Origin of the sequence: Peribacillus butanolivorans, from assembly GCF_001273755.1 — a bacterium.
GTDB classification, from domain to species: Bacteria; Bacillota; Bacilli; order Bacillales; family DSM-1321; genus Peribacillus; species Peribacillus butanolivorans.
Genome location: NZ_LGYA01000001.1, coordinates 3,360,798 through 3,386,859, shown reverse-complemented (window position 1 = coordinate 3,386,859; position 26,062 = coordinate 3,360,798). Strand labels below are relative to the sequence as shown.

The window sequence follows — 26,062 nt, the reverse complement described above, 5'->3', positions numbered from 1 at the left end:
CTAAATGATCAAAAAGGTATTAATTGCCAATCGTGGGGAAATTGCAGTCCGAATTATCCGGGCATGCAAGGAATTAGGTATTGAAACTGTAGCGGTCTATTCAGAAGCCGACAAAGAAGCATTACATGTTCAAATTGCCGACGAAGCTTATTGCATCGGTCCTAAATTATCAAAAGACAGTTATTTAAATACAACGAACATTATCAGCACAGCCAAGAAAACAGGATCGGATGCTATTCACCCTGGTTATGGATTCCTTGCCGAAAATGCTGACTTTGCAGAGCTTTGCCGTGAATGTAATATCATATTCATCGGTCCTAGTCCCGAAGCAATCAATAAAATGGGGACAAAGGACGTAGCAAGGGAAACCATGCGCAAAGCTGGTGTACCGATTGTTCCTGGTTCTAAAGGAATTATTAAAGATACTGATGAGGGTGTAGCCCTTGCTAATGAAATGGGCTACCCTGTCATCATTAAAGCTACAGCCGGTGGCGGCGGTAAAGGTATCCGGGTCGCTAGAACGGAAGAAGATCTTATTAAAGGCATTAGCATTACGCAACAGGAAGCTGCTACAGCTTTTGGAAATCCAGGCGTGTATATTGAAAAATTCATCGAAGACTTCCGTCACGTTGAAATTCAAGTCATGGCTGATAATCATGGGAATGCAATCCATTTAGGAGAGCGTGATTGTTCGGTACAACGACGTTTGCAAAAACTGGTTGAAGAAACTCCTTCTCCTGCACTTGATGGTGAAATGCGTGCGGAAATGGGGCAGGCTGCAGTTACGGCTGCTCTTGCTGTTAACTACTCTGGTGCTGGTACAGTTGAATTTATTTATGACTATGTGAATAGAAAATACTATTTTATGGAAATGAATACACGTATCCAGGTTGAGCATCCAGTTACAGAAATGGTCACAGGTGTAGATTTGATTAAAGAACAAATCAAAGTTGCTTCAGGTGACAAACTTTCTCTTTCACAAGAAGATGTTACATTTAACGGTTGGTCAATCGAATGCCGGATCAATGCCGAAAATCCAGAGAAAAACTTTATGCCTTCTGCCGGTAAAATTCAAATGTATTTACCGCCAGGTGGCTACGGAGTACGTGTTGATTCTGCAGCATATCCTGGGTATACGATACCGCCATATTACGATTCTATGATTGCTAAATTAATTGTCCATGCACCGACAAGGGAAGAGGCAATTGAGAAAATGAAACGTGCTCTAGGTGAGTTTGTCATTGAGGGAATCAATACTACAATTCCTTTCCATATTAAGTTACTTCAGCATGACCAATTTGTTTCTGGAGAATTTAATACCAAATTCCTTGAAATATATGACGTAATGAACTCATAATGTAAAGGAAGACAGGAGGTGCTTTGAATGAGTGAAATGGAAGGCCAATTACTCGAAATGAATGATTACAATAGTGGACTAGGCAGAGTGGAGATTGCGCCTGAGGTGATAGAGGTAATCGCGGGTATAGCTGCATCGGAAGTTGAAGGTGTCGCACATATGCGCGGGAATTTTGCTACTGGCGTAGTTGAAAAGCTTGGCAAAAAGAACCACGGTAAAGGTGTTAAAGTAGACTTAACTGGAGAAACAATTAAAGTCGAGCTTTATTGTGTCATGAAATTTGGTGTTTCTATTCCGAAAGTTGCGCAGGAAGTACAAGACAACATTCGTGAAGCTTTATTAAATATGACCGCTATCGACGCGGGCGAAGTGAACATTCATGTTGTCGGTATAGCATTTGAAAACGCAAAACAGGAAGCGGATTACGAACAAGAAGTGTAATTAGCATCATTCAACTTACACCTGCAAAAACCCGGCAATAGGCCGGGTTTTTGTTTTTTTCTTTTTACCCCATCGATTACGTTCGTATAAAAAGCCTGCTTATAATATTACGTTAAATGAACATAATAAGGCGGTGTCTGGAAGTTTCCCTTTAATTCAAGGGTGATTTCTGTTAGAGTGTAAAAGATGAAATATGAGCATGAAAGCTAGGCAAGAGCTTTTTGACACTTTCGAAATGTATACATCTCTGTTGTGAATTAAACATATATAAGGTTTTCAATTTAACTTAAAAGCACCTTGGAAAAAATGTTATGAATAATAGGTGAGTGAGGGTCTTTTGACCTTAATATTAGTGAAATTTAGCTAAACCTTGAAAAAAAACAGCAAAAATCTTAATATTTTCGAAAAAAAGTTATTTAATGTTCGTTTGTTCTAGCATTTTCATATATAATAGTAGATGTTAAAGGAGTAAGATTATGAAAAGAAGAGTAGCCCGTGAAAAATCCCTTCAAGCACTATATCAGATAGATATCGCCAAGTCAGATGCAGAAGAAGCAATGGAAAGCGTTCTGAATGGCGCTCCTACTGATGAATATTTCAAAAAATTAGTTACTGGGATTACGGAAAATCGTGAACAACTTGATGGAATGATCAGGGACAATTTAGAGAACTGGACGTTGGAAAGATTAGCGAACATTGATCGGAATTTACTGCGTATCGCGGTTTATGAAATGGTTCACAGTGAAGATGTTCCTGTAAGTGTTGCTATGAATGAAGCTATTGAAATTGCTAAGAAATTCGGTGATGATCAATCGAGCAGCTTTGTGAATGCCGTTTTATCCAAGGTTAAGGTGAAAATCGGTTAAAGCAGCTGCCCTTTAAAAAAGGGTAATCTCAGCAATTTCTTTAGCAAAATTAACTTGGGAGGAAATATTACACATGTCAGCTCAAATCATTAATGGTAAAGAAATTGCAGAGGCAGTTAGACAGGAAATCAGTAAGGAAGTTCAACAATTACGTGAAAAAAATATTGTACCAGGTTTGGCAGTTATTTTAGTCGGTGACAATCAAGCTTCACAAACCTATGTGCGCAATAAGCAAAAAGCCTGTGAGGACTTAGGAATGCATTCTGTATTGATTAAAAAGCCTGGAGATTTAACTCAGGAGGAATTAATTCAGAACATTGATGAATTAAACCAGGATGATAGCATTCATGGTATTTTGGTGCAGCTACCATTGCCTGGACATATTCAGGAAAAAGCGATCATTGAAGCGATTTCCCCTGAAAAGGATGTTGATGGATTCCACCCGATTAATATTGGTCTAATGATGACAGGGCAGGATGCATTTTTACCATGTACGCCTTACGGGGTAATGGTTATGCTTGAGCATATTGGCTATGAGCTTGAAGGTAAGCATGTGGTCATAGTAGGGAGAAGTAATATCGTTGGCAAACCGGCCGGACAACTGTTTTTAAATGCGGATGCAACAGTTACCTACTGTCATTCAAAAACAAAGGACCTTGCTTATTATACGAAGCAGGCTGATGTGGTTGTTGCAGCTGTTGGAAAAAGAGACACAATTACTAGTGACCATATTAAAGAAGGTGCAGTCGTCATTGATGTCGGAATGAACAGGAATGATGAAGGGAAGCTTTGCGGCGATGTTGCGTTTGAAGAAGTGAAAAATAAAGCTTCATACATTACTCCTGTTCCTAAAGGGGTTGGTCCCATGACCATCACAATGCTAATGAAGAATACAGTCAAATCTGCTCAAAAAACACTTAACTTGAACAAACAAGCACTAAAAAGTTAAAAAAATCGCTAAATTATTTTAAAGAAGCGGACCTCTTGTTTTATAATAACGAGAGACCGCTTTTTTTCTATTCATAGATTTACGAAAGTTTTAAGTGTAACCTATAGGTGAGCTTTCTTATATCCGATTCTTGTCGGAAGGAGACATTATATGAGCAACCAACAATATTTGAGTGTATCGGCTTTAACGAAGTACATTAAAAGGAAGTTTGATGCCGATCCTCATTTGCAAAATGTATACATAAAAGGTGAAATTTCCAATTTCAAACAACATACAAGTGGCCATATGTACTTTACTTTGAAAGACGAGAAGGCTCGCTTGCTTTCCGTTATGTTTGCTGCAAATAACAAAGGGATGAAATTCCTTCCCGAAAATGGGATGAAGGTACTTGTGAAGGGCGAAATTTCATTATATGAAGCGAGTGGACAGTATCAGCTTTATGTGAAAAGCATGGCTCCTGATGGTGTTGGGGACCTGTATCTTGCATATGAACAGTTAAAGAAAAAGCTAGAAGCAGCAGGCTTGTTTTTAGCAGAACATAAGAAGACGATTCCACTATACCCTAAATCTGTAGGGGTCATAACATCTCCAACAGGTGCTGCACTGAGGGATATTTTAACAACCATTAAGCGCCGTTATCCAATTGCTAAAATCATCGTTTATCCAGCTCTTGTTCAAGGGAATAATGCCGCTAAATCGATTGCCCAGGCGATCACGATGGCTAACTCGAGGGCTGAAAGTGATGTACTGATTGTCGGAAGGGGCGGCGGTTCCATTGAGGAGCTCTGGGCCTTTAATGAGGAGATAGTAGCTGAATCCATTTATGATTCGGATATTCCAATTATTTCAGCTGTTGGACACGAAACAGATTTTACAATTGCGGATTTTGTAGCAGATATGCGGGCACCGACTCCTACTGGGGCAGCGGAGCTTGCGGTCCCTCATCTGAATGAAATACTTGAACGGCTGATGAACCGTAAGAATCGTTTGACGCGTTCCATCCAGGAAACGGTGAATTTCGAGCGTACCCGCTTGACTAGGATGGAAAGATCTTATGCCTTTCGCTATCCACACAAAATGTATGAGCAGAAACTCGAACAGCTTGACAAGACTTTGGACAGGTTAGGGAAGACAAGTACCCGGTATTTCATGAAAAAGAGGGATGAGCTAAATCAGGTGACCGATATTCTGAAAAAGCAGCATCCTGAACAGGCTGTGAAAAATTCAAAAGATGATTTGCATCAGCAAGAAAAAGCATTACGTCGGGCCATGGAAGCCATTTATCGTCAAAAGTCACAGCAGTTTGTTCATATCACTGCAACTTTGTCTGCCCTCAGTCCATTAAAGATTATGGAACGGGGCTATGGGCTGGTTTTCGCTGAGGATGAAACATTAATAAAAAGTACACAGCAAGTATCCAAAGGGGATAAGATAGCTGTTTCAATAAAAGATGGAACCCTTGAATGTGAAATTAAAGAAATAAAGGAGCGAATTGAACCATGACAAAGAAACAAGAAGTTACATTTGAAGAAGCAATGGAGAATCTCGAAAAAATTGTTGAGCAGTTGGAAGAAGGGGACGTGCCTCTCGAAAAAGCAATTTCCATATATAAACAAGGGATGGATTTATCTCGACTTTGTCATTCGAAGTTGAAGACTGTTGAAGAACAATTGACTCAAATTTTACGCGAAGATGGGGAACTTGAAACCTTCGCTGTACAGGAGGAAGAATAATATGAGTACGGCGTCCTTTGAAACGTTTTCAAAAGAATATAAAGCTGTAATAGAGAGAGAAATCGTTGAATATGTAAATAAGCTTGAAGCTCCAGCTGTTGTCAAAGAAGCGATGACTTATTCATTGGAAGCAGGAGGTAAACGGATTCGTCCTTTATTGGTTTTTGCGGTTTTAGATGCGTTCGGAAAAAATTTAAAGACAGGAATCCCTGCAGCGGCGGCCATTGAAATGATTCATACATATTCCTTGATTCATGATGACCTTCCAGCGATGGATGACGATGATCTTCGACGTGGAAAACCTACGAATCATAAAGTCTTCGGTGAGGCGGTAGCTGTCCTGGCAGGGGATGCCTTGCTTACTTACAGTTTTCAATTGGTGACGGATATGATTGATCCTGAGGTGACTGCGGAAATGAAGTTAAACTTAGTAAGTGAAATTGCTAAATCTGCTGGCGCTGAAGGGATGGTTGGAGGTCAAGTTGCCGATATGGAAGGTGAAAGTAAACAGTTGACCCTTAAAGAATTGGAATATATTCATGAACATAAAACGGGGAAGCTATTGACCGCAAGTATCATTTCAGGTGCCATATTAGCTGGAGCAAATAACGAACAGCACCAGCATTTACGTGATTTTGCTTACCATCTAGGACTTGCTTTTCAAATTCGGGATGATATTCTGGATATTGAAGGATCAGTAGAGTTAATTGGCAAGCCAGTTGGCAGCGATGAAGGCAATCATAAAAGCACATATCCTTCTTTACTTACGCTTGATGGGGCAAAGGAGAAGTTGGATTATCATATTAAACTTGCCCATAGCGCTTTAGGAAAAACAAATTTACAAACAAGTTTATTAAACGAACTAACCGATTTAATTGCGACCCGTGACCATTGAGTGTGGCTAAATTTGTTATCAAATGAGGTTTTATGGTATACTCATTGTGCAAAAATATGTAAAGATAAAGATGAATTTTTTAGTTAAGATACGTGATAAAATAGGTAAAAATAAGCCGCCGAAATCACCTGGGTGTTGGCGGCTATTTTTACCTTATAACGAATTTTTCGGTCAAGTCTTCTAAATAGCACTCTTTTTTGAGGCTTTGTTTATGCTTACAACCGAAAATGACAGAAAGTGAGTGGTCCAGTTTGGATCTTCTATCTATAAAAGACCCTTCTTTTTTGAAGAATATGAATAATGAAGAGCTTGTCGAATTAAGTGTAGAAATTCGTAAGTTTCTTGTAGAAAAATTATCGGTAACCGGTGGGCATATTGGACCCAATTTAGGCGTAGTCGAATTGACAATAGCGTTGCATAAAGAATTCGATAGCCCGAAGGATAAAATATTATGGGATGTAGGACATCAATCATATGTTCATAAAATCCTGACTGGAAGAGCTGGAGAGTTTGATACTTTAAAGAAGTATAAAGGTCTTTGCGGGTTTCCTAAAATGATTGAAAGCCCTCATGATGTTTGGGAAACCGGACACAGTTCTACTTCCCTTTCAGCTGCTATGGGAATGGCAGCTGCTCGTGATATTAAGGGAGAGAAAAGTTTTATTTTACCTGTAATTGGTGATGGAGCGCTTACAGGGGGAATGGCACTTGAAGCCTTGAATCACATCGGTGATGAAAAAAAGGACATGATTGTAATCTTAAATGATAACGAAATGTCAATTGCACCTAATGTCGGTGCTTTACACACGATATTGGGAAGATTACGGACAGCAGGTAAATATAATTGGGCAAAAGACGAGTTGGAACTGCTTTTGAAAAAAATCCCTGCAGTTGGCGGGAAACTTGCAGCTACTGCTGAACGCTTGAAGGACAGTATGAAGTATTTATTGGTCTCAGGGATCTTTTTTGAAGAACTAGGTTTCACATATCTTGGACCAGTGGATGGTCATAATTATGAAGAACTGTTAGAGAATTTAAGGTATGCCAAGAAAACAAAAGGACCAGTCCTGTTACATGTCATCACGAAAAAAGGTAAGGGGTATTCTCCCGCTGAGTTGGATACAACAGGGAATTGGCATGGGACAGGTCCATACAAGATTGAAACAGGTGATTTCGTTAAATCCCCTAGTAAAGGTCCTGCTTGGAGTGCACTTGTAAGTGATACTGTAAGCAGACTTGCACGCGAAGATGAACGAATAGTCGCGATTACACCTGCGATGCCTGTAGGTTCGAAATTGGTAGGGTTTTCTGAGGAATTTCCGGAACGTTTTTATGATGTGGGGATTGCCGAGCAGCATGCGGCAACTTTTGCTGCTGGATTGGCAACGCAGAAAATGAAACCATTTTTGGCGATTTACTCAACCTTCTTACAAAGAGCATATGACCAGGTGGTACATGATATCTGCCGCCAGAATTTGAATGTCTTTATAGGAATTGATAGGGCCGGCCTTGTCGGTTCCGATGGTGAAACACATCAAGGCGTTTTCGATATTGCGTTCTTACGCCATATTCCGAATATGGTTTTGATGATGCCAAAAGACGAAAATGAAGGTCAGCATATGGTAAATACGGCTTTAAACTATAATGATGGTCCGATTGCTATGCGCTTCCCGCGTGGAAATGGTTGGGGAGTTGTAATGGATACAGAATTACAGCAGATTCCTATCGGTTCATGGGAAGTCCTGAAAGAAGGAACAGATGCCGCCATTTTAACGTTCGGGACAACGATTCCTATGGCACTTGAAGCTGCAGCACTTCTGGAGAAAGAGGATTATTCTGTAAAGGTGATTAATGCTAGGTTCATAAAGCCACTGGATGTAAAAATGCTAAGTCGCCTTCTGGGTGAGAAAATGCCTATCTTAACAATAGAAGAAGCTGTCCTTCAAGGTGGCTTTGGTAGTTCTGTACTTGAATATGCTCATGATCAAGGATTTTATGGTGCGATTATTGACCGAATGGGGATCCCTGATTATTTCATTGAACATGGAAGTGTTGACGAGCTACTTGAAGAAATAGGTTTAACGACTAAGACAGCTATGAAAAAGATTAAAATGATTACACCCAAAAAAGAAAAAAGGGCCTGACAATATGAAAGTAATGAAAGAAAGATTAGATGTATTACTAGTAGAACAAGGCTTAGCTGAAACGCGTGAAAAAGCTAAGCGTATGGTTATGGCAGGTCTTGTCTATGCAAATGAAGAGAGATACGAAAAGCCGGGGGAAAAAGTACCGGTTGATCTTGAATTAACGATTAAAGGGAAAGTAATGCCTTACGTTTCAAGAGGTGGCCTCAAACTAGAGAAGGCATTAAAAGAATTCGATTTACATGTGAATGGAAAAGTTCTCCTTGATATCGGTTCATCTACTGGAGGCTTTACTGATTGTGCTTTACAAAATGGTGCCGTCATGTCTTATGCGCTTGATGTAGGGTATAATCAACTAGCTTGGAAGCTTAGACAGGATGAGAGGGTTAAAGTAATGGAACGGACCAATTTCCGGTACGTCACTCCAGCCGATCTCGATGGGAAGATGCCAGACTTTGCAAGCATTGATGTTTCTTTTATCTCGCTCACGTTAATTTTACCGGTTCTAAAGACCTTGCTTGTACCCAAAAGCGACGTTGTAGCCCTAGTTAAACCGCAATTTGAAGCTGGGAAGGATCAAGTCGGCAAAAAGGGGATTGTTCGTGAACCCAAAATCCATAAAGAAGTGTTAAATAAAATAATTTCTTTTGCAAAAAAAGAAGGCTACGATATTAAGGATGCCTCCTTTTCTCCGATTACAGGTGGCGATGGAAATATTGAATTTTTGCTTCATTTATATTGGGAAGGGTCGAAAGTAGATGGAGACCTAATGCTCTCAAAAACGGTTGATGACATAGTTGGAGAAGCACATGCCCAGTTTAAAAAAGAATAAATAGAACTATGTATGGCTCCTTTAGCTGAATGGTTGGCTGAAGGAGCTTTTTCACTCTAGGAATTGAGAGGCAAAAGGCCCTCGAATTATAGAGGGAGTTTACAATAAAAAATTTAAGAACAAAATATAGACATGTTATGTATTTTTGAGAAAAAGTTGTACAATTGCATAAAAATCCGATAACATTAATATTAGCAACATCCTATAGCATCAAATTTGTACGCAAGGGACGTTGTTAAAGGCAAGATAGATGTGTTTATAATGCGTAAGCAACGCCTGCTTGGCAGCATGCTTAAACGCTTATATAATGGTTATTTACTAAATTAAATTAGCAACAGTCGAGAAGAGGTGCTTCTACTTATGAATAAGGGACAACGACATATAAAAATCAGGGAAATTATTACGAATAACGATATTGAGACTCAAGATGAGCTAGTTGAAGAACTGAAAATTGCTGGATACAATGTTACTCAGGCTACTGTATCAAGGGATATTAAAGAGCTCCACCTTGTTAAGGTCCCGTTAACAGACGGAAGGTATAAATACAGCTTACCAGCCGACCAACGCTTCAATCCACTTCAAAAATTAAAGAGAATGCTGATTGATGCTTTTGTTCGCATTGATGCGGCAAATAATTTGCTTGTTATGAAAATGCTCCCGGGAAATGCCCAGGCAATCTGTGCATTAATTGATAATTTAAATTGGCAAGAAATACTCGGAACAATCGGCGGCGATGACACATGTTTAATTATCTGCCGTTCTGAGGAAGATGCGAAGATCATTTCCGGCAAATTCTTGGACATGCTCTAATAATTTTGTGAGGTGACCTAGTTTGTTAACAGAACTTTCGATTAGGAATTTTGCGATCATTGACAGCTTGTCTGTTTCATTTGAAAAAGGCCTGACTGTATTGACCGGCGAAACAGGGGCAGGGAAATCCATTATCATAGATGCCGTTCATTTATTGGTTGGTGGCCGTGGTTCGGCAGAGTTCATTCGACATGGTGAGTCGAAGGCCGAAATAGAAGGGCTCTTTCAAATTGATGATGACAAACATCCGGTCTTTGCCAAGGCTGAAGAATTTGGCTTGGATATGAATGATGGGATGGCTATCCTTCGTAGAGATATCTCACTCAGTGGCAAGAGCGTCTGCCGGGTAAATGGAAAGCTCGTAACGATTGCAATTTTACGTGAGATAGGACGGACTTTGATAGATATACATGGTCAGCATGAACATCAGGAATTAATGGATGAACGACTCCACCTTCCTTTGCTTGACCAGTTCGGCGGTGAAAAAGTTGCTTCAGCTCTTGCCGAATATCAAAAGTTATTTAAACGGTATGAAACAGCTTCTAAACAACTGAATAGTTTAAGTCAAAATGAACAGCAAATGGTTCATCGTCTCGATTTAATCCAGTTTCAACTCGATGAAATTCAGAAAGCGGATTTGAAACTACGCGAAGATGAAGAATTGATGGAAGAACGGAAAAAAATTAATAATTTCGAAAAAATTCATGAAGCGCTGCAAACCAGCTATAATGCTTTAAATGGAGAGCAACATGCAATTGATTGGCTATCCGTGGCCATGAATAACCTAGAAGAAGCAGCGGGTCTCGATGAGGGTTTAAAAAATAGCTCGGAAACTGTTTCAAATAGCTACTTCCTTCTCGAAGAAGCGGTCTCGACCATCCGAGATCAGTTAGATTCTTTGGATTATGATACAGAACGAGTCGAATTTATTGAAAGTCGCCTTAATGAAATAAATCAATTAAAACGTAAATACGGACGGACCATCGAGGAAATATTGGAGTATGGTGCTGGGATTGAGGAAGAAGTCGAAAAGCTTCAAAATCGGGAAACCCATATAGCGAAGCTTGAAAAAGAAATAAAATCGATTAAAGCTGATTTAATTGTTGAAGCAAAAAACCTGTCTGAACTTCGGCAAACATTCGCACAGCAGTTAACAAAGAAAATACATCAGGAATTAAAAGATTTATACATGGAAAAAACAATTTTCGAACCGCATTTTCTTCAAACAGCTTATACTTTCGATGAGTTATCAGACAGGGGAATTAATCAGTCGGGTCTGGATTCCATGGAGTTTTATATATCCACCAATCCAGGAGAGCCGTTAAAACCTCTTTCGAAAATTGCTTCTGGTGGAGAGTTATCTAGGATTATGTTGGCTTTGAAAAGTATTTTCTCCAAACATCAAGGCATTACTTCCATTATATTCGATGAGGTGGACACAGGTGTAAGCGGCAGGGTTGCACAATCTATTGCTGAAAAAATCTATAAAGTGGCAACGGGTTCCCAGGTACTTTGTATTTCACATTTACCACAGGTCGCGGCAATGGCAGATACCCATTTATTTATTGCAAAAAATGTTAGAGCAGGACGAACCAATACTTCGGTGAAGCCTCTTATAGAAAGTGAAAAAATAAAAGAAATTGGCAGGATGATCTCCGGTGTCGAAATTACGGATTTAACGAAGCAACATGCCAATGAATTAATTCAGCTAGCCAAAAGGCTGAAAATTACGTCTTGAAACGGTCTTGATAAGAGTACTTGCAACTAATCATAAGCATTCATTGTAAAGCTATCCAAAAACGGATAGCTTTTATTTTGTGCTTCTGTTATAAATGACTGTCATGAAGGCTAAATTAAAGGTGTAGCCATAAAGTGTCAGAGAGCGAGGAGAGTGAATGGATTGAAATTTGTATGGATTAACAGAATCATCGGTGGAATTCTCCTTGTTTCGCTATTAACATTAGGGTTATACCAGCCATCTCGTGAATATTTTTTAATTCCAAATCATCTTGTACTATTTGAAGGAAGTCAATATAGTATTTCCAAATCATTACCCGTTTCTGCAAAAGTTTTGGAATCCAGTGATGGGATTTCGCTTCATGATGAGCAAGCTTCAATCACGCTTGGTGCTGAGAAACCAGGTACAAATGAGGTATTACTTGATGTAGCAGGCTTGCCTGCTAAAAAGGTCGATATTAGGGTGTTAAAAGACTTTAAAGTTATGCCTGGAGGCCAATCTATTGGAGTAAAGCTTAATACTCTCGGGGTTCTCGTTGTAGGTCATCATCTAATTGATACTGAGCAAGGAAAAAAATCACCAGGAGAAAAAGCGAAAATTGAAATCGGTGATATTATAACAGAAATCAATGGTCAGACGATAAAGAAGATGGGGGATGTAACCCCTTTTGTTCAGCAGGCAGGTGAAAAGGGAGAAGCGTTAAATATTGTTATCAACCGTGATAACAAAGTGCTTCACAGTATACTCCTGCCTCTAAAGGATAAGAATGAAGGAACTTACAAATTGGGCTTGTATATCCGCGATTCAGCGGCTGGAATTGGGACGATGACGTTTTATCACCCCGATTCGAAAAAATATGGAGCACTGGGGCATGTCATCTCGGATATGGATACAAAAAAGCCGATTGTTGTAAAGGATGGACAGATTGTTCAATCGACTGTTACGTCCATCGAAAAGGGAAGCAATGGTGACCCAGGAGAAAAATTAGCACGTTTTTCTTCTAACAAAGAAAAAATAGGAAATATTAATCGCAATAGTCCCTTTGGGATTTTCGGGAAGTTAAATCAAGATTTCAAAAATGGAATTAGGGACAATGCCCTTCCAATAACCCTTTCCCACGAAGTGAAGGAAGGACCAGCAAAAATTCTTACTGTAGTGGATGGTTCTAAAGTAGAGGAATTTGATGTGGAAATAGTCAGTTCTATTCCACAAAAGTTCCCTGCAATTAAAGGAATGGTTTTAAAAGTGACAGATAAAGAATTGCTTCAAAAAACGGGTGGGATCGTTCAAGGTATGAGCGGCAGTCCTATCATACAAAATGGGAAATTAATCGGTGCAGTTACCCATGTATTTGTTAATGATCCTACAAGTGGGTATGGTGTCCATATCGAATGGATGTTAAACGAAGCCGGTATCAATATATACGACAAAGATAATTATGAAAAGGCAAGCTGAAGAGTCTGGGTATCCATTTGGATGCCCCCTTTTTAATTAAATGGGCAATGTCGGACCATTCTATCTTCATTTTATAAGGAAAATAATCAGGTTTAAAAATGATTTCTTCAAAAATTGAGGTTTTTTTGAATTGATGTGATAAAATGATAACAAAATGAAGATTTTTCGACAATCTGTTTATTCGAATAGCAAACGAAGTCGAAAACAAGAGATATCCGGAGAATAATATTGAATTCCTTATATTTTTTCAAAAATAAAAGGAATTTAGTTTCCATTGTCGAAAAGTTCAATTACAATAGAATTTAGTCATATAGAAAAAAAGACCAATTGTAGTTGAGGAGGAAATCAAGCGTGAAAAAAATTAAGGTGTGCGTTGTAGACGATAATAGAGAACTTGTTGGCCTTCTGGAAGAATACATTTCAGCACAGGAGGACATGGAAGTAATTGGGGTTGCACATAACGGTCAAGATTGCCTGGGTATGTTAGAGAACGTAGATCCGGATATTTTGATTCTCGATATTATCACGCCTCATTTAGATGGGTTAGGTGTACTTGAAAAACTTCGTGAAGTAAAACGGGGTGCAATGCCTAATGTAATTATGCTTACTGCATTTGGTCAAGAAGATGTTACGAAAAAAGCTGTTGATTTGGGTGCGTCTTACTTTATTCTAAAGCCATTTGATATGGAGAATCTTGCCAATCATATTCGTCAGGTGAGCGGCAAAGGACAGGCTGTATTGAAAAATCATAGTCAGTTTAGTTATCGTCCTCAAAATGAATCAAAGCCGAAAAACCTGGATGCTAGCATCACAAGCATAATTCACGAAATTGGAGTGCCTGCGCATATTAAAGGCTATTTATATTTAAGGGAAGCCATTTCAATGGTGTATAACGATATTGAACTATTAGGATCGATTACAAAGGTTCTATATCCGGACATTGCAAAAAAATACAATACAACCGCCAGCCGTGTTGAACGTGCCATCCGACATGCGATTGAAGTGGCTTGGAGCAGGGGAAATATTGAATCAATTTCATCTTTATTCGGTTATACCGTTAGCATGACTAAGGCAAAACCTACGAATTCCGAGTTCATTGCAATGGTTGCTGATAAGCTTCGTCTTGAGCATAAAGCTTCTTGACAGGGGTAGGGGGAGAACCGATTGTTGAGATTTAATATTTAACAATTGACCATATAAAGGCTAGAGCCGCTAAATATATATAGTAATTCTCCGCCTAGATGATAAGCAGACATGAAGAAGTTGCTTTGTGATTTTTTCTAATCAGCAACTTCATTATTTTTAACGCTGCCGATTACAAAAATTAAGCGCCTTTTATTTATTGGATTTTACAGGAAGAATCCAATAAATAAAAGGCGTTTTTGTTTGGGGTTTTTAAAGGCTCCTAGGAAGTAATCAGAGACAGTAACATCTTCCTCTTCATTTACTATCTGAATTATTAGTTAGTGAAAATATGTATGTTTTTATTTTTTCTCTCAATTTTTAGATTATAATTAGGTATATATAATTATATTCGCAAAGGGGAAATATATGATATATGAGATAAATGAGTATTTTGTATTAGAATTGGAAAATGATATGATTTATATTACTGTTTTTCAAAAAGGTTTTTCCATTCTGCATTTAAATCCTATTTTAATTAAATTTCCACAAATCCTACTAGAGAATTTTAATGACTTAAAGGATGCCCTTGCACAAGCAAGTGGAGCGAAAAATCAAATTGGAAAACAAAAACCGACCATAAAGTTGGATATAGCTGAAGATAAAATGTCAGCTAGTGTCAAACTTAATTGTTCTAAAGAGTATCTGAAAGAGAATTATTCAGTAATTATGAACAATATTTTAAAGGAGCTTCAAAGGGAGAATATTTCAGAAGGGATTTTAATGCATATATTACAAACTGGGCTTAGAATCAAAGATTCAATAGTTATCGCTAAGGGAACAGAACCGGTCCACGGTAAGGATGCGGTGGTTACCTATTACAAACGATCGGAAAGAAAACCAGCGGTTCGAGAAGATGGAAAAGTCGATTATTATGATATGAGTTTTCTCGATGAAGTAAAAAGCGGTGATTGGTTAGGAGAAAAAGTCCCGCCAACAACTGGAAAGATGGGAAGGAGCATAACAGGAGAATTTGCATTGGCTGATAAAGGGAAGAATAAGAAACTACTTTATGATCGAACAACAGTTGCTGCTATTGAAGAAAATGGAAAGATTATTCTGAGAGCATTAATTAATGGAGTTGTGGAATTTAGAGAGGGAAAGATTGCTGTTGGTGATCACCTAGTTATTGAGGGAGATGTAGGTATTGAAACAGGGAATATCGAATTTGATGGAAGTGTGACCGTAAAAGGAACGATTATTGATAATTTTTCAGTAACAGCAACCAAGGATATTTCTATTTTAAGTGAGCTTGGGGTAAGTAATGTTAAAGAAATCAAGTCAAAAGTGGGTGATGTATTCATTAAAGGAGGCATTTTTGGTAAGGGTGTGTCGAAAATTTCTGCTGGAAGAAACATCTTTGTAAAGCATGCCAATGAATGCCATATAATCGCTGGTGAAAATATACATATTGGTTCTTATTCGTTGGGAAGTTTTCTGAAAGCAAAAAATATCTTCACAGATGAAAAAAAAGGAAAGTTAATCGGCGGGGTAATTGAAGCACATGGAAAAGTGAGAGCGGCAGTCATTGGTAATCGAATGGAACGTAAAACGATAATTAATGTACAAGGATTTAACCGCGAAATCTTAAAAGAGGAATTGAATAAAACATTACTTCTATACAAATCCAAAATTCAAAACCTCGAATTAGTAAAGGAAAAGCTGGAAGTATATGATATGTTTGTAGGTCAATTGAATTTAGCACAAAATTATCAATATGAACAAACAAGGAGCCAACTTGAAAGCTTGACGGCTGAAATTTTTCAATTAGATGAAAAACGAAAGTCATTAATGGATACACTCGAATCAAAAGGAGACGGGGAAATTACCATTGGTCAAATGGCCTTTCCTGATACCCGATTACAAATTAAAAGTTTGGAAAAAAAATTAAATGAACTTACAAAAGGAACTTTTTATGCAGAAAATAATTACCTGCATTTCGATTAGTTTCTATTAAATAACCGTAGTGAAATAAATTTCTGTTTCTTTTCATAAAATTGGGAATATAGCGATTTTAGGGAGAGGGGCAGATTTCATTATGACCTTAATCTTTGCTCATCGAGGATCATCAGGAACCCATCCGGAAAATACGATGTCGGCTTTCAAAGAAGCTGCCCGAGTTGGGGCGGATGGTATTGAAACGGATGTTCAGCTCTCGAAAGATGGTGAAGTAGTCATTATTCACGATGAAAAGCTTAATCGAACAACGAATGCCTCTGGGTTTGTGAAGGACCGGACTTTAATGGAGTTAAAAACTTTTAAAGCGTCCAATAGTTATAAAGGGAAAATGGGTAATGAGAGAATTCCTACGCTTGAGGAATTATTGATATGGCTAAAGAATAATCAGCTTTTATGCATTATTGAATTGAAAAATACCCTCTTTCTATATCCGGGGTTAGAAGAGAAAGTCATTAGGCTCATTCGTAGCTACGAATTGGAAGAGAGGATAATTATTTCTTCTTTTAATCATTATAGTTTAGTTAATTGTCATCAACTGGCACCTGAAATAGAAACGGCACCGCTTTACCGAGATGGTCTGTTTATGCCGTGGATTTATGCCAAGGCAATAGGAGGAAGCGCTATTCATCCAAATATCAGAGTTGCCCCTGATATCATCATTCAATCGTCGATGTGTGCGGGTGTTCCTGTACGACCATATACCATTAATAAAGAATCAGATATGAAACGATTATACAGCTTGAGATGCAGCGCCATCATCACCGATTTTCCTGAGATAGCGAAGCGAGTCAGAGAAGAATTTGAATAGAGGTAAGAAAGAAGGTGTCCATGATTCATTCATGGCACCTTCTTTTACGTTTTAAAATTTATTAAACCTGCTTTGTACCTTATTTTGTTTCCGATCCCGATGAAGAACGAATCCTGCTATAAAGGCTATCCCACCAATTGTGATAAGCAGCCCAATTAAAAATTGTAGCCAAAGGACTGGGTAGGGGGGCTGTAAAATACCAAAGACCATGTCCCGCATTATTTTTATACCATAGGCAGCGAAGGCACCAGGAATAAAAAGAACTAAAAAAGCGATTAAACGTTTCATGCAGTCAAATCCCTTCCAAAAATTCCGTCTTTAAAAAATGATAAAGGATATAAGAAATTTGTCAAGTTTCGGGAACTAAGAAAAAGCCTGGAAGATGGTGACTATTTTTAGTCGATACTAATATGGTAAAATGAGGGTATATAGTATGAAAAAAATTGCAGAGATAATAAAAATTGAGAAAAAAATAGCAAAACAAAAAGGGGGAATGAAAATGCAAAAAGTCATGATAGTAGGAGGAGGAGTAGGGGGGACAACGGTGTTGAAGCTCCTTTCGGAAATCGAAGAATTCTCAATTGTTTGTATGGCAGATACGAACGAAGCTGCTGAAGGAATACTTGCTGCAAAAGAACGAGGGATTTCTACTGTTTCAAATTGGAGCAGTGCGCTAGATAAAGGCTTAGACATTATTATTGATACAACAGGAAATCCGTCTGTCTTTAATAAGATAAAAAAAGATATGGATGATCAAACGATACTCATCCCAGGAATCGTCGCTCATATTCTTACCAACCTATTTGAAGAGAAAAATCGTCTTATAAATAAATTGGAGAATGCTTCAGCAAAAATGGACTTAATACTTAATACAACCAATGACGGAATGATAGTCATCGATCACAATGGATATGTCATAATGTTTAACGATAGTGCGGAACGAGTATCAAATACAAAGCGTGAATTAGTGATTGGTAAGCATATTAAAGATATCATCCCTTCAAGTGGATTACTGAGAGTGATGGAAACTAAACAGAGGGAAGAAAATCGACGGATCACCCTCGAGAATGGGATGGATTTCATCACGACAAGAATCCCTTTAATGAATGCAGAGGAAGAAATTATAGGGGCATTTTCTATGTTTAAGGATAAAACGGAAGCGGTACAATTAGCTGAACAGATTACTGATTTAAAAGAGATTCAGACGATGCTTGAAGCGATTATTCACTCAAGTGATGAAGCTATATCTGTCGTTGATGATCAAGGAAGGGGGCTTTTGATCAATCCGGCATACACAAGACTTACTGGTTTAACAAAGAATCAGGTGATTGGAAAGCCGGCTTCTATAGATATTTATGAAGGTGAAAGTATGCATATGAAGGTGCTTCAAACAAAAAAGCCGGTTCGTGGTGTCAATATGCGTGTCGGTCCAAAGCATAAGGAAGTAATTGTTAATGTTGCTCCGATTATTGTAGACGGACGTCTAAAAGGGAGTGTTGGGGTCATACATGATGTTTCAGAAATTCAATCTTTAACTCACGAATTGAATCGAGCACGTCAAATTATTAGGACTTTGCAGGCCAAATACTCCTTTGATGATATAATTGGAGCTTCTGAAGAAATGAAGCTTCCGGTTGAACAGGCGAAATTATCTGCAAGAACCCCCGCCACTGTTTTGTTGAGAGGGGAATCAGGGACAGGCAAGGAGTTGTTTGCCCATGCTATCCATAATGCGAGCGATAGGAAATTTAATAAGTTTGTACGTGTAAACTGTGCGGCAATTTCTGAATCATTACTTGAAAGTGAACTGTTTGGTTATGAGGAAGGAGCCTTTACCGGTGCGATAAGAGGCGGGAAAATCGGTTATTTTGAAGAGGCAAATCAAGGAAGTATATTTTTGGATGAAATTGGTGAATTACCAGCTAACATTCAGGCAAAATTACTTCGAGTATTGCAGGAACAAGAAATCATCAGAGTTGGTGGAACAAAGCCTATTCCAATCAATGTCCGGGTAATAGCTGCTACCAATATTAATCTTGAACAAGCCATTGGTAATGGATTATTCCGGGAAGACCTATATTTCCGGTTAAATCGCATGCCCATTCTCATTACCCCATTACGAAAACGAAAAGAAGATATGCGAGAATTAGCGGAGCATTTAATTAATAAAATCAATCAAGAATACGGACGGAGTATTGAAGGGATTACCGAAGCAGCCATCCATAAAATGCAAATCTATAATTGGCCAGGAAACGTAAGAGAGCTGGAAAATATTTTAGGGCGAGCGATTATCTTTATGAAATTAAATGAGACAATTATAGATATACAGCATATTCCGGATTTTATCGAGGCGATTCCATTAAAACAGGATAAAGTCGTGACAAAACCTTCTGCCTACGTATCGGGGAAACCGCTCTCGGAAATAATAGATCAGTATGAAGCCGAAATTATTCAGCAAGCGATAAATACTCACAAGGGAAATAAAACACTTACAGCTAGGGCCCTTGGAATTTCAGTAAGAAATTTATATTACAAGATGGAAAAGTTAGAACTGTGAAGTTATTTGCGTGCAAAATATTGCGTTGTGTGAAATAATTTGCGTATGATTTTAGAAAATATTCTAATGTAAATTGGATCAACTTCTAACATGAAATATTTAAAAATTATGTAAAGGTTATTATTGGCCGCGTATTAACCGGAATTATTCGTTTTTAGTTAAAAAGATACCTTTTATTGGCATGTAATTTGCATATTGAATAGTACATGGGTTTCTTCTGGGAACCATTCTCCAAAGGGAAAAATATCATGAAATTAGCGGATATTATTTGCATGAACGAAGTAACCCAGTAAGAATGAGGAGTAATTGTCAGCCTCTCTTATCTGTCACTTAATAAAAACATCTAGGGAGGATTCTTTTATGGAAATTTTTAAATATCTTGAAAAATATGATTACGAACAACTTCTTTTCTGTCAGGATAAACAATCTGGATTAAAAGCGATTATTGCTATTCATGATACGACTTTAGGGCCTGCTCTTGGAGGCACGCGGATGTGGACGTATGCTACAGAAGAAGAAGCCATAGAAGATGCTTTAAGGCTTTCAAAAGGAATGACTTATAAGAACGCAGCCGCTGGCTTAAATTTAGGCGGAGGAAAAACGGTCATCATCGGCGATCCACGCAAGGATAAAAATGAAGAAATGTTCCGTGCATTCGGCAGATATATCCAAGGATTGAATGGTCGTTATATAACAGCTGAAGATGTTGGAACAACGGTTGAAGATATGGATCTCATTCACGAAGAAACAGACTTCGTGACAGGTATCTCCCCTGCATTCGGTTCTTCAGGTAACCCTTCACCTGTGACTGCTTACGGAGTATATCGGGGTATGAAAGCTGCAGCAAAAGAAGCATTCGGCACTGATTCTCTAGAAGGCAAGGTGGTTGCAGTCCAAGGTGTCGGGAATGTAGCTTATAACTTATGCCGTCACCTTCATGAGGAGGGCGCTAAGCTGATCGTTACGGATATTAATAAAGAGAGTGTAGCCAGAGCAGTCGAATCCTTTGGTGCAACTGCCGTAAATCCTGATGAAATTTATGGTGTTCAATGTGATATTTATGCACCTTGTGCATTAGGTGCTGTAATAAACGATCAAACGATTAATCAAATCAAAGCTAAGGTCATTGCAGGTGCAGCTAATAATCAGTTAAAAGAACCTGTTCATGGTGACCAAATACATGAAAAAGGTATTGTGTATGCTCCTGATTATGTAATTAATGCAGGTGGAGTCATAAATGTGGCTGATGAGCTTTTAGGGTATAACCGGGAAAGAGCTCTTAAGAAAGTGGAAACGGTTTATGATACCATTGAACGAGTCATTGAGATTGCAAAACGTGATAATATCCCAACCTATAAAGCAGCTGATAGGATGGCAGAGGAGCGCATTGAACGTATGCGGAATTCACGGAGTCAATTTCTACAAAATGAAAAGCATATCTTAAATGGACGAAGATGATTTAAGTTGTAAAAGATATAGATTCCTGTGTTTTTTTTTGATAAACACAGGAATTTTCAACATTGATAACGTAATAAACATAGGGCAAGTAAAAACGGTAACAACTGTTTAATAGTGAGGAGGAGTGGTTTTGGCTGAAGAATTTGACCTTGTTATCCTAGGCGGAGGAACAGGCGGGTATGTGGCAGCAATTAGGGCTGCTCAATTAGGTTTGAAAACGGCTGTCGTGGAGAAAGGCAAACTCGGCGGGACGTGTCTACATAAAGGCTGTATCCCTTCAAAAGCGCTTTTAAGAAGTGCAGAAGTTTATCAAACTGCAGTGAAAAGTGAGGAATTTGGTATTGTCACCGGGGATGTAAATGTAGATTTCCTTAAGGTGCAGGACAGAAAAAATAAAATTGTTGATCAACTTTATAGAGGGGTTCAACACTTAATGAAACAAGGGAAGATAACGGTTTATGAAGGCTTAGGGCGTATACTTGGTCCATCTATATTTTCACCGATGCCCGGAACGATTTCCGTAGAAATGAATAATGGTAGTGAAAATGAAATGCTTATCCCTCAGAACATCATCATTGCTACCGGTTCACGCCCGAAGACATTACCCGGTTTACCTATTGATGGAGAATTTGTACTTACGTCTGATGAAGCACTAAAGCTAGAGAGCTTGCCAAAATCAATTATTATTGTAGGCGGGGGTGTGATTGGTATTGAATGGGCCTCGATGCTGAATGATTTTGGTGTGGAAGTAACGGTTCTGGAATATGCAGATAGAATCATCCCGACTGAAGACCATGAGATTTCAAATGAAATGCTTCGTCTTCTAACGAAAAAAGGTGTCAAGTTTGTTACAGGGGCTAAGGTATTATCGGAAACGCTGAAAATAGAAGGTTCGGTATCTATTTCTGCTGAAATAAATGGAACCACCGAGGAATTCACAGCTGAAAAAATGCTGGTTTCCGTAGGCAGATCGGCAAATGTTGAAGGAATCGGCCTTGAAAATACAGAAATAGTGAAAGAAAAAGGTTTTATTGAAACCAATGAGTTCTTCCAAACTAAAGAAACACATATCTATGCAATCGGTGATTGTATCGGTGGTTTGCAGTTGGCACATGTTGCCTCCCATGAAGGTATTACAGCTGTTGAACATATGACAGGCAATAAACCTGAGCGTATAGATTATTCGCTTATTTCAAAATGTGTATATTCAAGTCCCGAAGCTGCAAGTGTCGGTTTGACAGAAGAACAGGCAAAAAAGGAAGGCTATGACCTTAAAACCGGAAAGTTTCCGTTCAGGGCAGTGGGTAAGGCCCTCGTTTTCGGTGAAGCAGATGGTTTTGTCAAAATCATTGCAGACAAAAAAACGAATGATATCTTAGGCGTTCACATGATTGGACCTCATGTAACCGATATGATTTCTGAAGCAGGTCTTGCAAAAGTACTAGATGCGACACCTTGGGAAGTAGCAAAAACGATTCATCCACATCCAAGTCTTTCTGAAGCAATCGGCGAGGCAGCGCTAGCAGTCGATGGGCTTGCCATTCATTCATAAAGAATAAGGTCAGGAGGTTTTATGATGGTAGAAAAACGTCATGAACAATTAGGCTTAAATGAGGAAACAGTTTTAGATATGTACCGGACAATGCTTTTGTCCCGTAGGATTGATGAGCGGATGTGGCTGTTGAACCGTTCCGGGAAAATCCCCTTTGTAATTTCTTGTCAGGGACAGGAGGCAGCTCAGGTTGGGGCTGCGTTTGCATTGGATCGTCAAAAGGACTATGTATTACCCTATTACCGAGATGTTGGAGTGGTTCTGACATTTGGAATGACCGCAAAGGACTTGATGCTTTCAGGATTTGCAAAAGAGGAAGATCCCAATTCTGGTGGACGGCAAATGCCAGGTCATTTTGGCCAGAAGAAAAACCGGATTGTCACTGGGTCTTCTCCTGTAACGACACAGGTTCCCCATGCAGTAGGAATTGCCCTTGCCGGGAAGATGGAAGGGAAGGATCTAGTTACATTCGTCACATTTGGAGAGGGTTCATCCAATCAGGGAGATTTTCATGAAGGAGCAAATTTTGCAGGTGTGCACAAGCTTCCGGTAATCTTTATGTGTGAAAATAATAAATATGCGATTTCTGTTCCTATTGAGAAACAACTCTCCTGTGAAAATGTTTCGGATCGGGCGATTGGCTATGGTATGCCTGGAATAACTGTCGACGGGAATGACCCATTAGAAGTATACGAAGCGGTGAAAGAAGCGACTGACCGTGCTCGCAGGGGCGAGGGACCCACTTTGATTGAAACGGTTTCGTATAGGCTCACCCCTCATTCAAGTGATGATGATGACCGTAGCTATCGAACTGCGGACGAAGTGGCAGAAGCGAAGACAAAGGATTCCATCAAGACCTTTGGAGCGTATTTAAAGGAAACAGGAATTATGGATGATGCGCTTGAAAAACAAATGAATGATGAAGTGATGATAATAGTCAACGAAGCAACTGACTATGCCGAAAATGCTCCATATCCGAAGGCTGAAAGTGCTATGAATCATGTGTATGCACAAAAGTAAGGGGGTAATAGAATGCCAGTGATTTCTTATATAGATGCCGTTACAATGGCAATGAGGGAAGAGATGGAAAGAGATTCTCGTGTGTTTGTACTGGGAGAAGATGTAGGGAAAAAAGGTGGGGTCTTCAAAGCTACTAATGGATTATACGACCAATTTGGTGAAGCCAGAGTTATTGATACTCCCCTAGCTGAATCAGCAATTGCAGGAGTTGGAATTGGAGCCGCTATGTATGGTCTTCGGCCGATAGCTGAAATGCAATTTGCTGATTTTATCATGCCGGCTGTAAACCAAATTGTCTCAGAAGCGGCCAAAATTAGATACCGTTCTAATAATGATTGGAGCTGTCCTATCGTCATACGTGCACCTTATGGGGGAGGGATTCATGGAGCCCTATATCATTCGCAATCTGTTGAAGCTCTCTTTGCAAATCAACCGGGCTTGAAAATTGTCATGCCCTCCACTCCCTATGATGTAAAAGGGTTGCTTAAAGCAGCCATTCGAGATGAAGATCCAGTGCTTTTCTTTGAACATAAACGCGCTTACCGCTTGATTAAAGGTGAGGTACCAACTGAAGATTATGTACTTCCAATCGGCAAGGCCGATGTGAAAAGAGAAGGGGAAGACATCACGGTCATATCCTATGGTCTTTGTGTGCATTTTGCACTCCAGGCAGCAGAAAAATTAGCTGCAGATGGTATATCTGCTCATATTCTGGACTTGCGAACCGTGTACCCATTAGATAAGGAAGCTATCATTGAAGCGGCTTCTAGAACGGGGAAAGTCTTACTGGTTACAGAGGATAATAAAGAAGGAAGCATTATGAGTGAGGTCGCAGCCATCATTGCCGAACATTGCCTATTTGATTTGGATGCTCCGATTAAACGGTTAGCCGGTCCTGATATTCCTGCCATGCCATATGCTCCTACGATGGAAAAACATTTTATGGTGAATCCAGATAAAGTGGAAAAAGCGATGAGAGAACTGGCTGAGTTTTAATGACTGATAAGTAGGAGGAACAAATCATGGCTACGGAACTAATGAAAATGCCTCAACTAGGTGAAAGTGTCACAGAGGGAACTATCAGTAAATGGCTTGTTAAGCCAGGGGATCGTGTCACTAAATATGACCCGCTTGCTGAAGTGATGACAGATAAAGTAAATGCTGAGGTTCCTTCTTCCTTTACCGGTATCATTAAGGAATTAAAAGCAGACGAAAATCAAACGTTGGCAGTAGGAGAAGTTATTTGCTCGATTGAAGTTGAAACGGCAAAAGCAGAAAAAACGGAAGGTCAAGCAGAGTCATATAGTGAGAAAAATGATTCAAATGAAACAAGGGATGTTCACACATCTAGTGAAGCATCAGGGAAAACCCGCTTTTCACCAGCTGTATTAAAACTCTCTCAGGAACATGGAATTGACCTTTCCCAAGTAAAAGGTACAGGAAGTGAAGGACGGATTACCCGTAAAGATTTACTGAAACTTATTGAATCCGGTACTCTTCCTAAAGCGGATGCTCCTTCCGCTATTCCAGAATCCGTTCGCGAAGAGACTATCTCACCAGTCACTCAGCGAGCTCGTACAGAAATCATAATTCCGACTGCGACTGGGGACAGGGAAATACCCGTTACCGGGGTGAGGAAAGCGATTGCTTCCAATATGTTAAAAAGTAAGCATGAAATTCCTCATGCTTGGACTATGGTAGAAGTTGACGCAAGCAACATGGTGAAGTTACGTGATTCACTAAAAACCGATTTTAAACAAAAAGAAGGCTACAACTTAACTTACTTTGCATTCTTTGTAAAAGCAGTTGCTCAAGCTCTTACGGAATTTCCGGAAATCAACTCGATGTGGGCAGGAGATAAAATCATTCAAAAGAAAGAAATCAATATTTCAATAGCCGTTGCCACAGAAGATGCCTTATTTGTACCTGTCATAAAAAATGCAGATGAAAAATCAATTAAAGGTATTGCTAGGGAGATAAAAGAACTTGCATCTAAAGTGAAGGCAGGTAAATTAAAGTCGGAGGACATGCAAGGAGGTACGTTCACTGTAAATAACACTGGTTCATTCGGTTCCGTCCAATCCATGGGAATTATTAATTATCCACAGGCAGCTATTCTACAAGTCGAAACAATAGTAAAACGGCCGGTGATTATTAACGACATGATTGCGGTCCGTGACATGGTAAACCTTTGTTTGTCACTAGACCATCGTGTATTGGACGGACTGGTATGCGGCCGATTCCTTGCAAGGGTTAAAGAAATCATCGAAAAGATTACCGAAGACAATACATCTATTTACTAGAAT

General features: G+C 39.1%; 22 protein-coding genes. 21 read left to right on the top strand and 1 reads right to left on the bottom strand.

Annotated features, from left to right (window positions below):
* Positions 1–4: 4 nt before the first annotated feature.
* From accC to AKG34_RS15490, 15 genes are all read left to right on the top strand, one after another.
* A complete protein-coding gene (gene accC, locus AKG34_RS15560; RefSeq protein ID WP_053346914.1) occupies positions 5–1,357 on the top strand; it encodes an acetyl-CoA carboxylase biotin carboxylase subunit in 1,353 nt (450 codons plus the stop codon).
* A 36-nt stretch (positions 1,358–1,393) separates the two neighbouring features.
* Positions 1,394–1,798 carry an Asp23/Gls24 family envelope stress response protein gene (locus tag AKG34_RS15555; RefSeq protein ID WP_376106072.1) on the top strand — a complete coding sequence of 135 codons (405 nt, stop codon included), beginning with the start codon at positions 1,394–1,396 and terminating at the stop codon, positions 1,796–1,798.
* A 476-nt stretch (positions 1,799–2,274) separates the two neighbouring features.
* Complete coding sequence (nusB, locus tag AKG34_RS15550; RefSeq protein ID WP_053346912.1) at positions 2,275–2,664, top strand: transcription antitermination factor NusB; 390 nt, start codon at positions 2,275–2,277, stop codon at positions 2,662–2,664.
* A gap of 73 nt (positions 2,665–2,737) precedes the next feature.
* Entirely contained in the window at positions 2,738–3,613 is an 876-nt protein-coding gene (gene folD / locus AKG34_RS15545; protein WP_053346911.1) for a bifunctional methylenetetrahydrofolate dehydrogenase/methenyltetrahydrofolate cyclohydrolase FolD, read from the top strand.
* A gap of 150 nt (positions 3,614–3,763) precedes the next feature.
* Positions 3,764–5,116 (top strand): exodeoxyribonuclease VII large subunit, encoded by a 1,353-nt coding sequence (gene xseA, locus AKG34_RS15540; protein WP_053346910.1) that lies wholly within the window; start codon positions 3,764–3,766, stop codon positions 5,114–5,116.
* Positions 5,113–5,346, top strand: coding sequence for an exodeoxyribonuclease VII small subunit (locus tag AKG34_RS15535; RefSeq protein WP_053346909.1), 234 nt, complete (start codon positions 5,113–5,115; stop codon positions 5,344–5,346). Before xseA ends, AKG34_RS15535 begins: the two co-directional genes overlap by 4 nt.
* A 1-nt stretch (position 5,347) precedes the next feature.
* A complete protein-coding gene (locus tag AKG34_RS15530) occupies positions 5,348–6,241 on the top strand; it encodes a polyprenyl synthetase family protein (protein ID WP_053346908.1) in 894 nt (297 codons plus the stop codon).
* 251 nt (positions 6,242–6,492) lie between these two features.
* Positions 6,493–8,385, top strand: coding sequence for a 1-deoxy-D-xylulose-5-phosphate synthase (dxs, locus tag AKG34_RS15525; protein ID WP_053346907.1), 1,893 nt, complete (start codon positions 6,493–6,495; stop codon positions 8,383–8,385).
* Between the two features lie 4 nt (positions 8,386–8,389).
* A complete protein-coding gene (locus AKG34_RS15520) occupies positions 8,390–9,217 on the top strand; it encodes a TlyA family RNA methyltransferase (protein WP_053346906.1) in 828 nt (275 codons plus the stop codon).
* A gap of 360 nt (positions 9,218–9,577) precedes the next feature.
* Positions 9,578–10,027: a transcriptional regulator AhrC/ArgR gene (gene ahrC, locus AKG34_RS15515; RefSeq protein WP_053346905.1), complete on the top strand. Its 450-nt coding sequence runs from the start codon at positions 9,578–9,580 to the stop codon at positions 10,025–10,027.
* A gap of 22 nt (positions 10,028–10,049) precedes the next feature.
* Entirely contained in the window at positions 10,050–11,765 is a 1,716-nt protein-coding gene (recN, locus tag AKG34_RS15510; protein ID WP_053346904.1) for a DNA repair protein RecN, read from the top strand.
* Positions 11,766–11,927: 162 nt separating this feature from the next.
* Complete coding sequence (spoIVB, locus tag AKG34_RS15505) at positions 11,928–13,220, top strand: SpoIVB peptidase (RefSeq protein ID WP_053346903.1); 1,293 nt, start codon at positions 11,928–11,930, stop codon at positions 13,218–13,220.
* A 351-nt stretch (positions 13,221–13,571) separates the two neighbouring features.
* Complete coding sequence (gene spo0A, locus AKG34_RS15500) at positions 13,572–14,363, top strand: sporulation transcription factor Spo0A (protein ID WP_053346902.1); 792 nt, start codon at positions 13,572–13,574, stop codon at positions 14,361–14,363.
* Positions 14,364–14,771: 408 nt separating this feature from the next.
* On the top strand, positions 14,772–16,349 hold the full coding sequence (locus AKG34_RS15495) for a flagellar assembly protein A (protein ID WP_053346901.1): 1,578 nt from the start codon (positions 14,772–14,774) through the stop codon (positions 16,347–16,349).
* Between the two features lie 91 nt (positions 16,350–16,440).
* Complete coding sequence (locus AKG34_RS15490; protein WP_053346900.1) at positions 16,441–17,169, top strand: glycerophosphodiester phosphodiesterase; 729 nt, start codon at positions 16,441–16,443, stop codon at positions 17,167–17,169.
* 51 nt (positions 17,170–17,220) lie between these two features.
* On the opposite strand, the gene AKG34_RS15485 is transcribed toward AKG34_RS15490, so the two are convergent.
* Entirely contained in the window at positions 17,221–17,457 is a 237-nt protein-coding gene (locus tag AKG34_RS15485) for a DUF2627 domain-containing protein (protein WP_053346899.1), read from the bottom strand.
* Positions 17,458–17,602: 145 nt separating this feature from the next.
* On the opposite strand from AKG34_RS15485, the gene AKG34_RS15480 reads away from it, so the two are divergent.
* The 6 genes from AKG34_RS15480 to AKG34_RS15455 all read left to right on the top strand — a co-directional run bounded on the left by AKG34_RS15480 (position 17,603) and on the right by AKG34_RS15455 (position 26,059).
* The gene (locus tag AKG34_RS15480; RefSeq protein ID WP_180320466.1) at positions 17,603–19,726 is read left to right on the top strand and encodes a sigma-54 interaction domain-containing protein; all 2,124 of its coding nucleotides are present in this window, start codon (positions 17,603–17,605) and stop codon (positions 19,724–19,726) included.
* A 360-nt stretch (positions 19,727–20,086) separates the two neighbouring features.
* Positions 20,087–21,184 carry a branched-chain amino acid dehydrogenase gene (gene bcd, locus AKG34_RS15475; RefSeq protein ID WP_053346898.1) on the top strand — a complete coding sequence of 366 codons (1,098 nt, stop codon included), beginning with the start codon at positions 20,087–20,089 and terminating at the stop codon, positions 21,182–21,184.
* A 130-nt stretch (positions 21,185–21,314) separates the two neighbouring features.
* Positions 21,315–22,736 carry a dihydrolipoyl dehydrogenase gene (lpdA, locus tag AKG34_RS15470; protein WP_053346897.1) on the top strand — a complete coding sequence of 474 codons (1,422 nt, stop codon included), beginning with the start codon at positions 21,315–21,317 and terminating at the stop codon, positions 22,734–22,736.
* Between the two features lie 24 nt (positions 22,737–22,760).
* Positions 22,761–23,756, top strand: coding sequence for a thiamine pyrophosphate-dependent dehydrogenase E1 component subunit alpha (locus AKG34_RS15465; protein ID WP_053346896.1), 996 nt, complete (start codon positions 22,761–22,763; stop codon positions 23,754–23,756).
* Between the two features lie 12 nt (positions 23,757–23,768).
* Positions 23,769–24,752: an alpha-ketoacid dehydrogenase subunit beta gene (locus AKG34_RS15460; protein WP_053346895.1), complete on the top strand. Its 984-nt coding sequence runs from the start codon at positions 23,769–23,771 to the stop codon at positions 24,750–24,752.
* A 26-nt stretch (positions 24,753–24,778) separates the two neighbouring features.
* A complete protein-coding gene (locus AKG34_RS15455; protein WP_053346894.1) occupies positions 24,779–26,059 on the top strand; it encodes a dihydrolipoamide acetyltransferase family protein in 1,281 nt (426 codons plus the stop codon).
* The last annotated feature ends 3 nt before the right edge of the window (positions 26,060–26,062 follow it).

What these genes read in the sequence shown, in the direction of transcription:
- accC (WP_053346914.1), top strand. Translation starts at nt 5, where the DNA reads ATGATCAAAAAGGTATTAATTGCCAATCGTGGGGAAATTGCAGTCCGA.
- AKG34_RS15555 (WP_376106072.1), top strand. Translation starts at nt 1,394, where the DNA reads ATGGAAGGCCAATTACTCGAAATGAATGATTACAATAGTGGACTAGGC.
- nusB (WP_053346912.1), top strand. Translation starts at nt 2,275, where the DNA reads ATGAAAAGAAGAGTAGCCCGTGAAAAATCCCTTCAAGCACTATATCAG.
- folD (WP_053346911.1), top strand. Translation starts at nt 2,738, where the DNA reads ATGTCAGCTCAAATCATTAATGGTAAAGAAATTGCAGAGGCAGTTAGA.
- xseA (WP_053346910.1), top strand. Translation starts at nt 3,764, where the DNA reads ATGAGCAACCAACAATATTTGAGTGTATCGGCTTTAACGAAGTACATT.
- AKG34_RS15535 (WP_053346909.1), top strand. Translation starts at nt 5,113, where the DNA reads ATGACAAAGAAACAAGAAGTTACATTTGAAGAAGCAATGGAGAATCTC.
- AKG34_RS15530 (WP_053346908.1), top strand. Translation starts at nt 5,348, where the DNA reads ATGAGTACGGCGTCCTTTGAAACGTTTTCAAAAGAATATAAAGCTGTA.
- AKG34_RS15520 (WP_053346906.1), top strand. Translation starts at nt 8,390, where the DNA reads ATGAAAGTAATGAAAGAAAGATTAGATGTATTACTAGTAGAACAAGGC.
- ahrC (WP_053346905.1), top strand. Translation starts at nt 9,578, where the DNA reads ATGAATAAGGGACAACGACATATAAAAATCAGGGAAATTATTACGAAT.
- AKG34_RS15495 (WP_053346901.1), top strand. Translation starts at nt 14,772, where the DNA reads ATGATATATGAGATAAATGAGTATTTTGTATTAGAATTGGAAAATGAT.
- AKG34_RS15490 (WP_053346900.1), top strand. Translation starts at nt 16,441, where the DNA reads ATGACCTTAATCTTTGCTCATCGAGGATCATCAGGAACCCATCCGGAA.
- AKG34_RS15485 (WP_053346899.1), bottom strand. Translation starts at nt 17,457, where the DNA reads ATGAAACGTTTAATCGCTTTTTTAGTTCTTTTTATTCCTGGTGCCTTC.
- AKG34_RS15480 (WP_180320466.1), top strand. Translation starts at nt 17,603, where the DNA reads ATGAAAAAAATTGCAGAGATAATAAAAATTGAGAAAAAAATAGCAAAA.
- bcd (WP_053346898.1), top strand. Translation starts at nt 20,087, where the DNA reads ATGGAAATTTTTAAATATCTTGAAAAATATGATTACGAACAACTTCTT.
- AKG34_RS15465 (WP_053346896.1), top strand. Translation starts at nt 22,761, where the DNA reads ATGGTAGAAAAACGTCATGAACAATTAGGCTTAAATGAGGAAACAGTT.
- AKG34_RS15460 (WP_053346895.1), top strand. Translation starts at nt 23,769, where the DNA reads ATGCCAGTGATTTCTTATATAGATGCCGTTACAATGGCAATGAGGGAA.
- AKG34_RS15455 (WP_053346894.1), top strand. Translation starts at nt 24,779, where the DNA reads ATGGCTACGGAACTAATGAAAATGCCTCAACTAGGTGAAAGTGTCACA.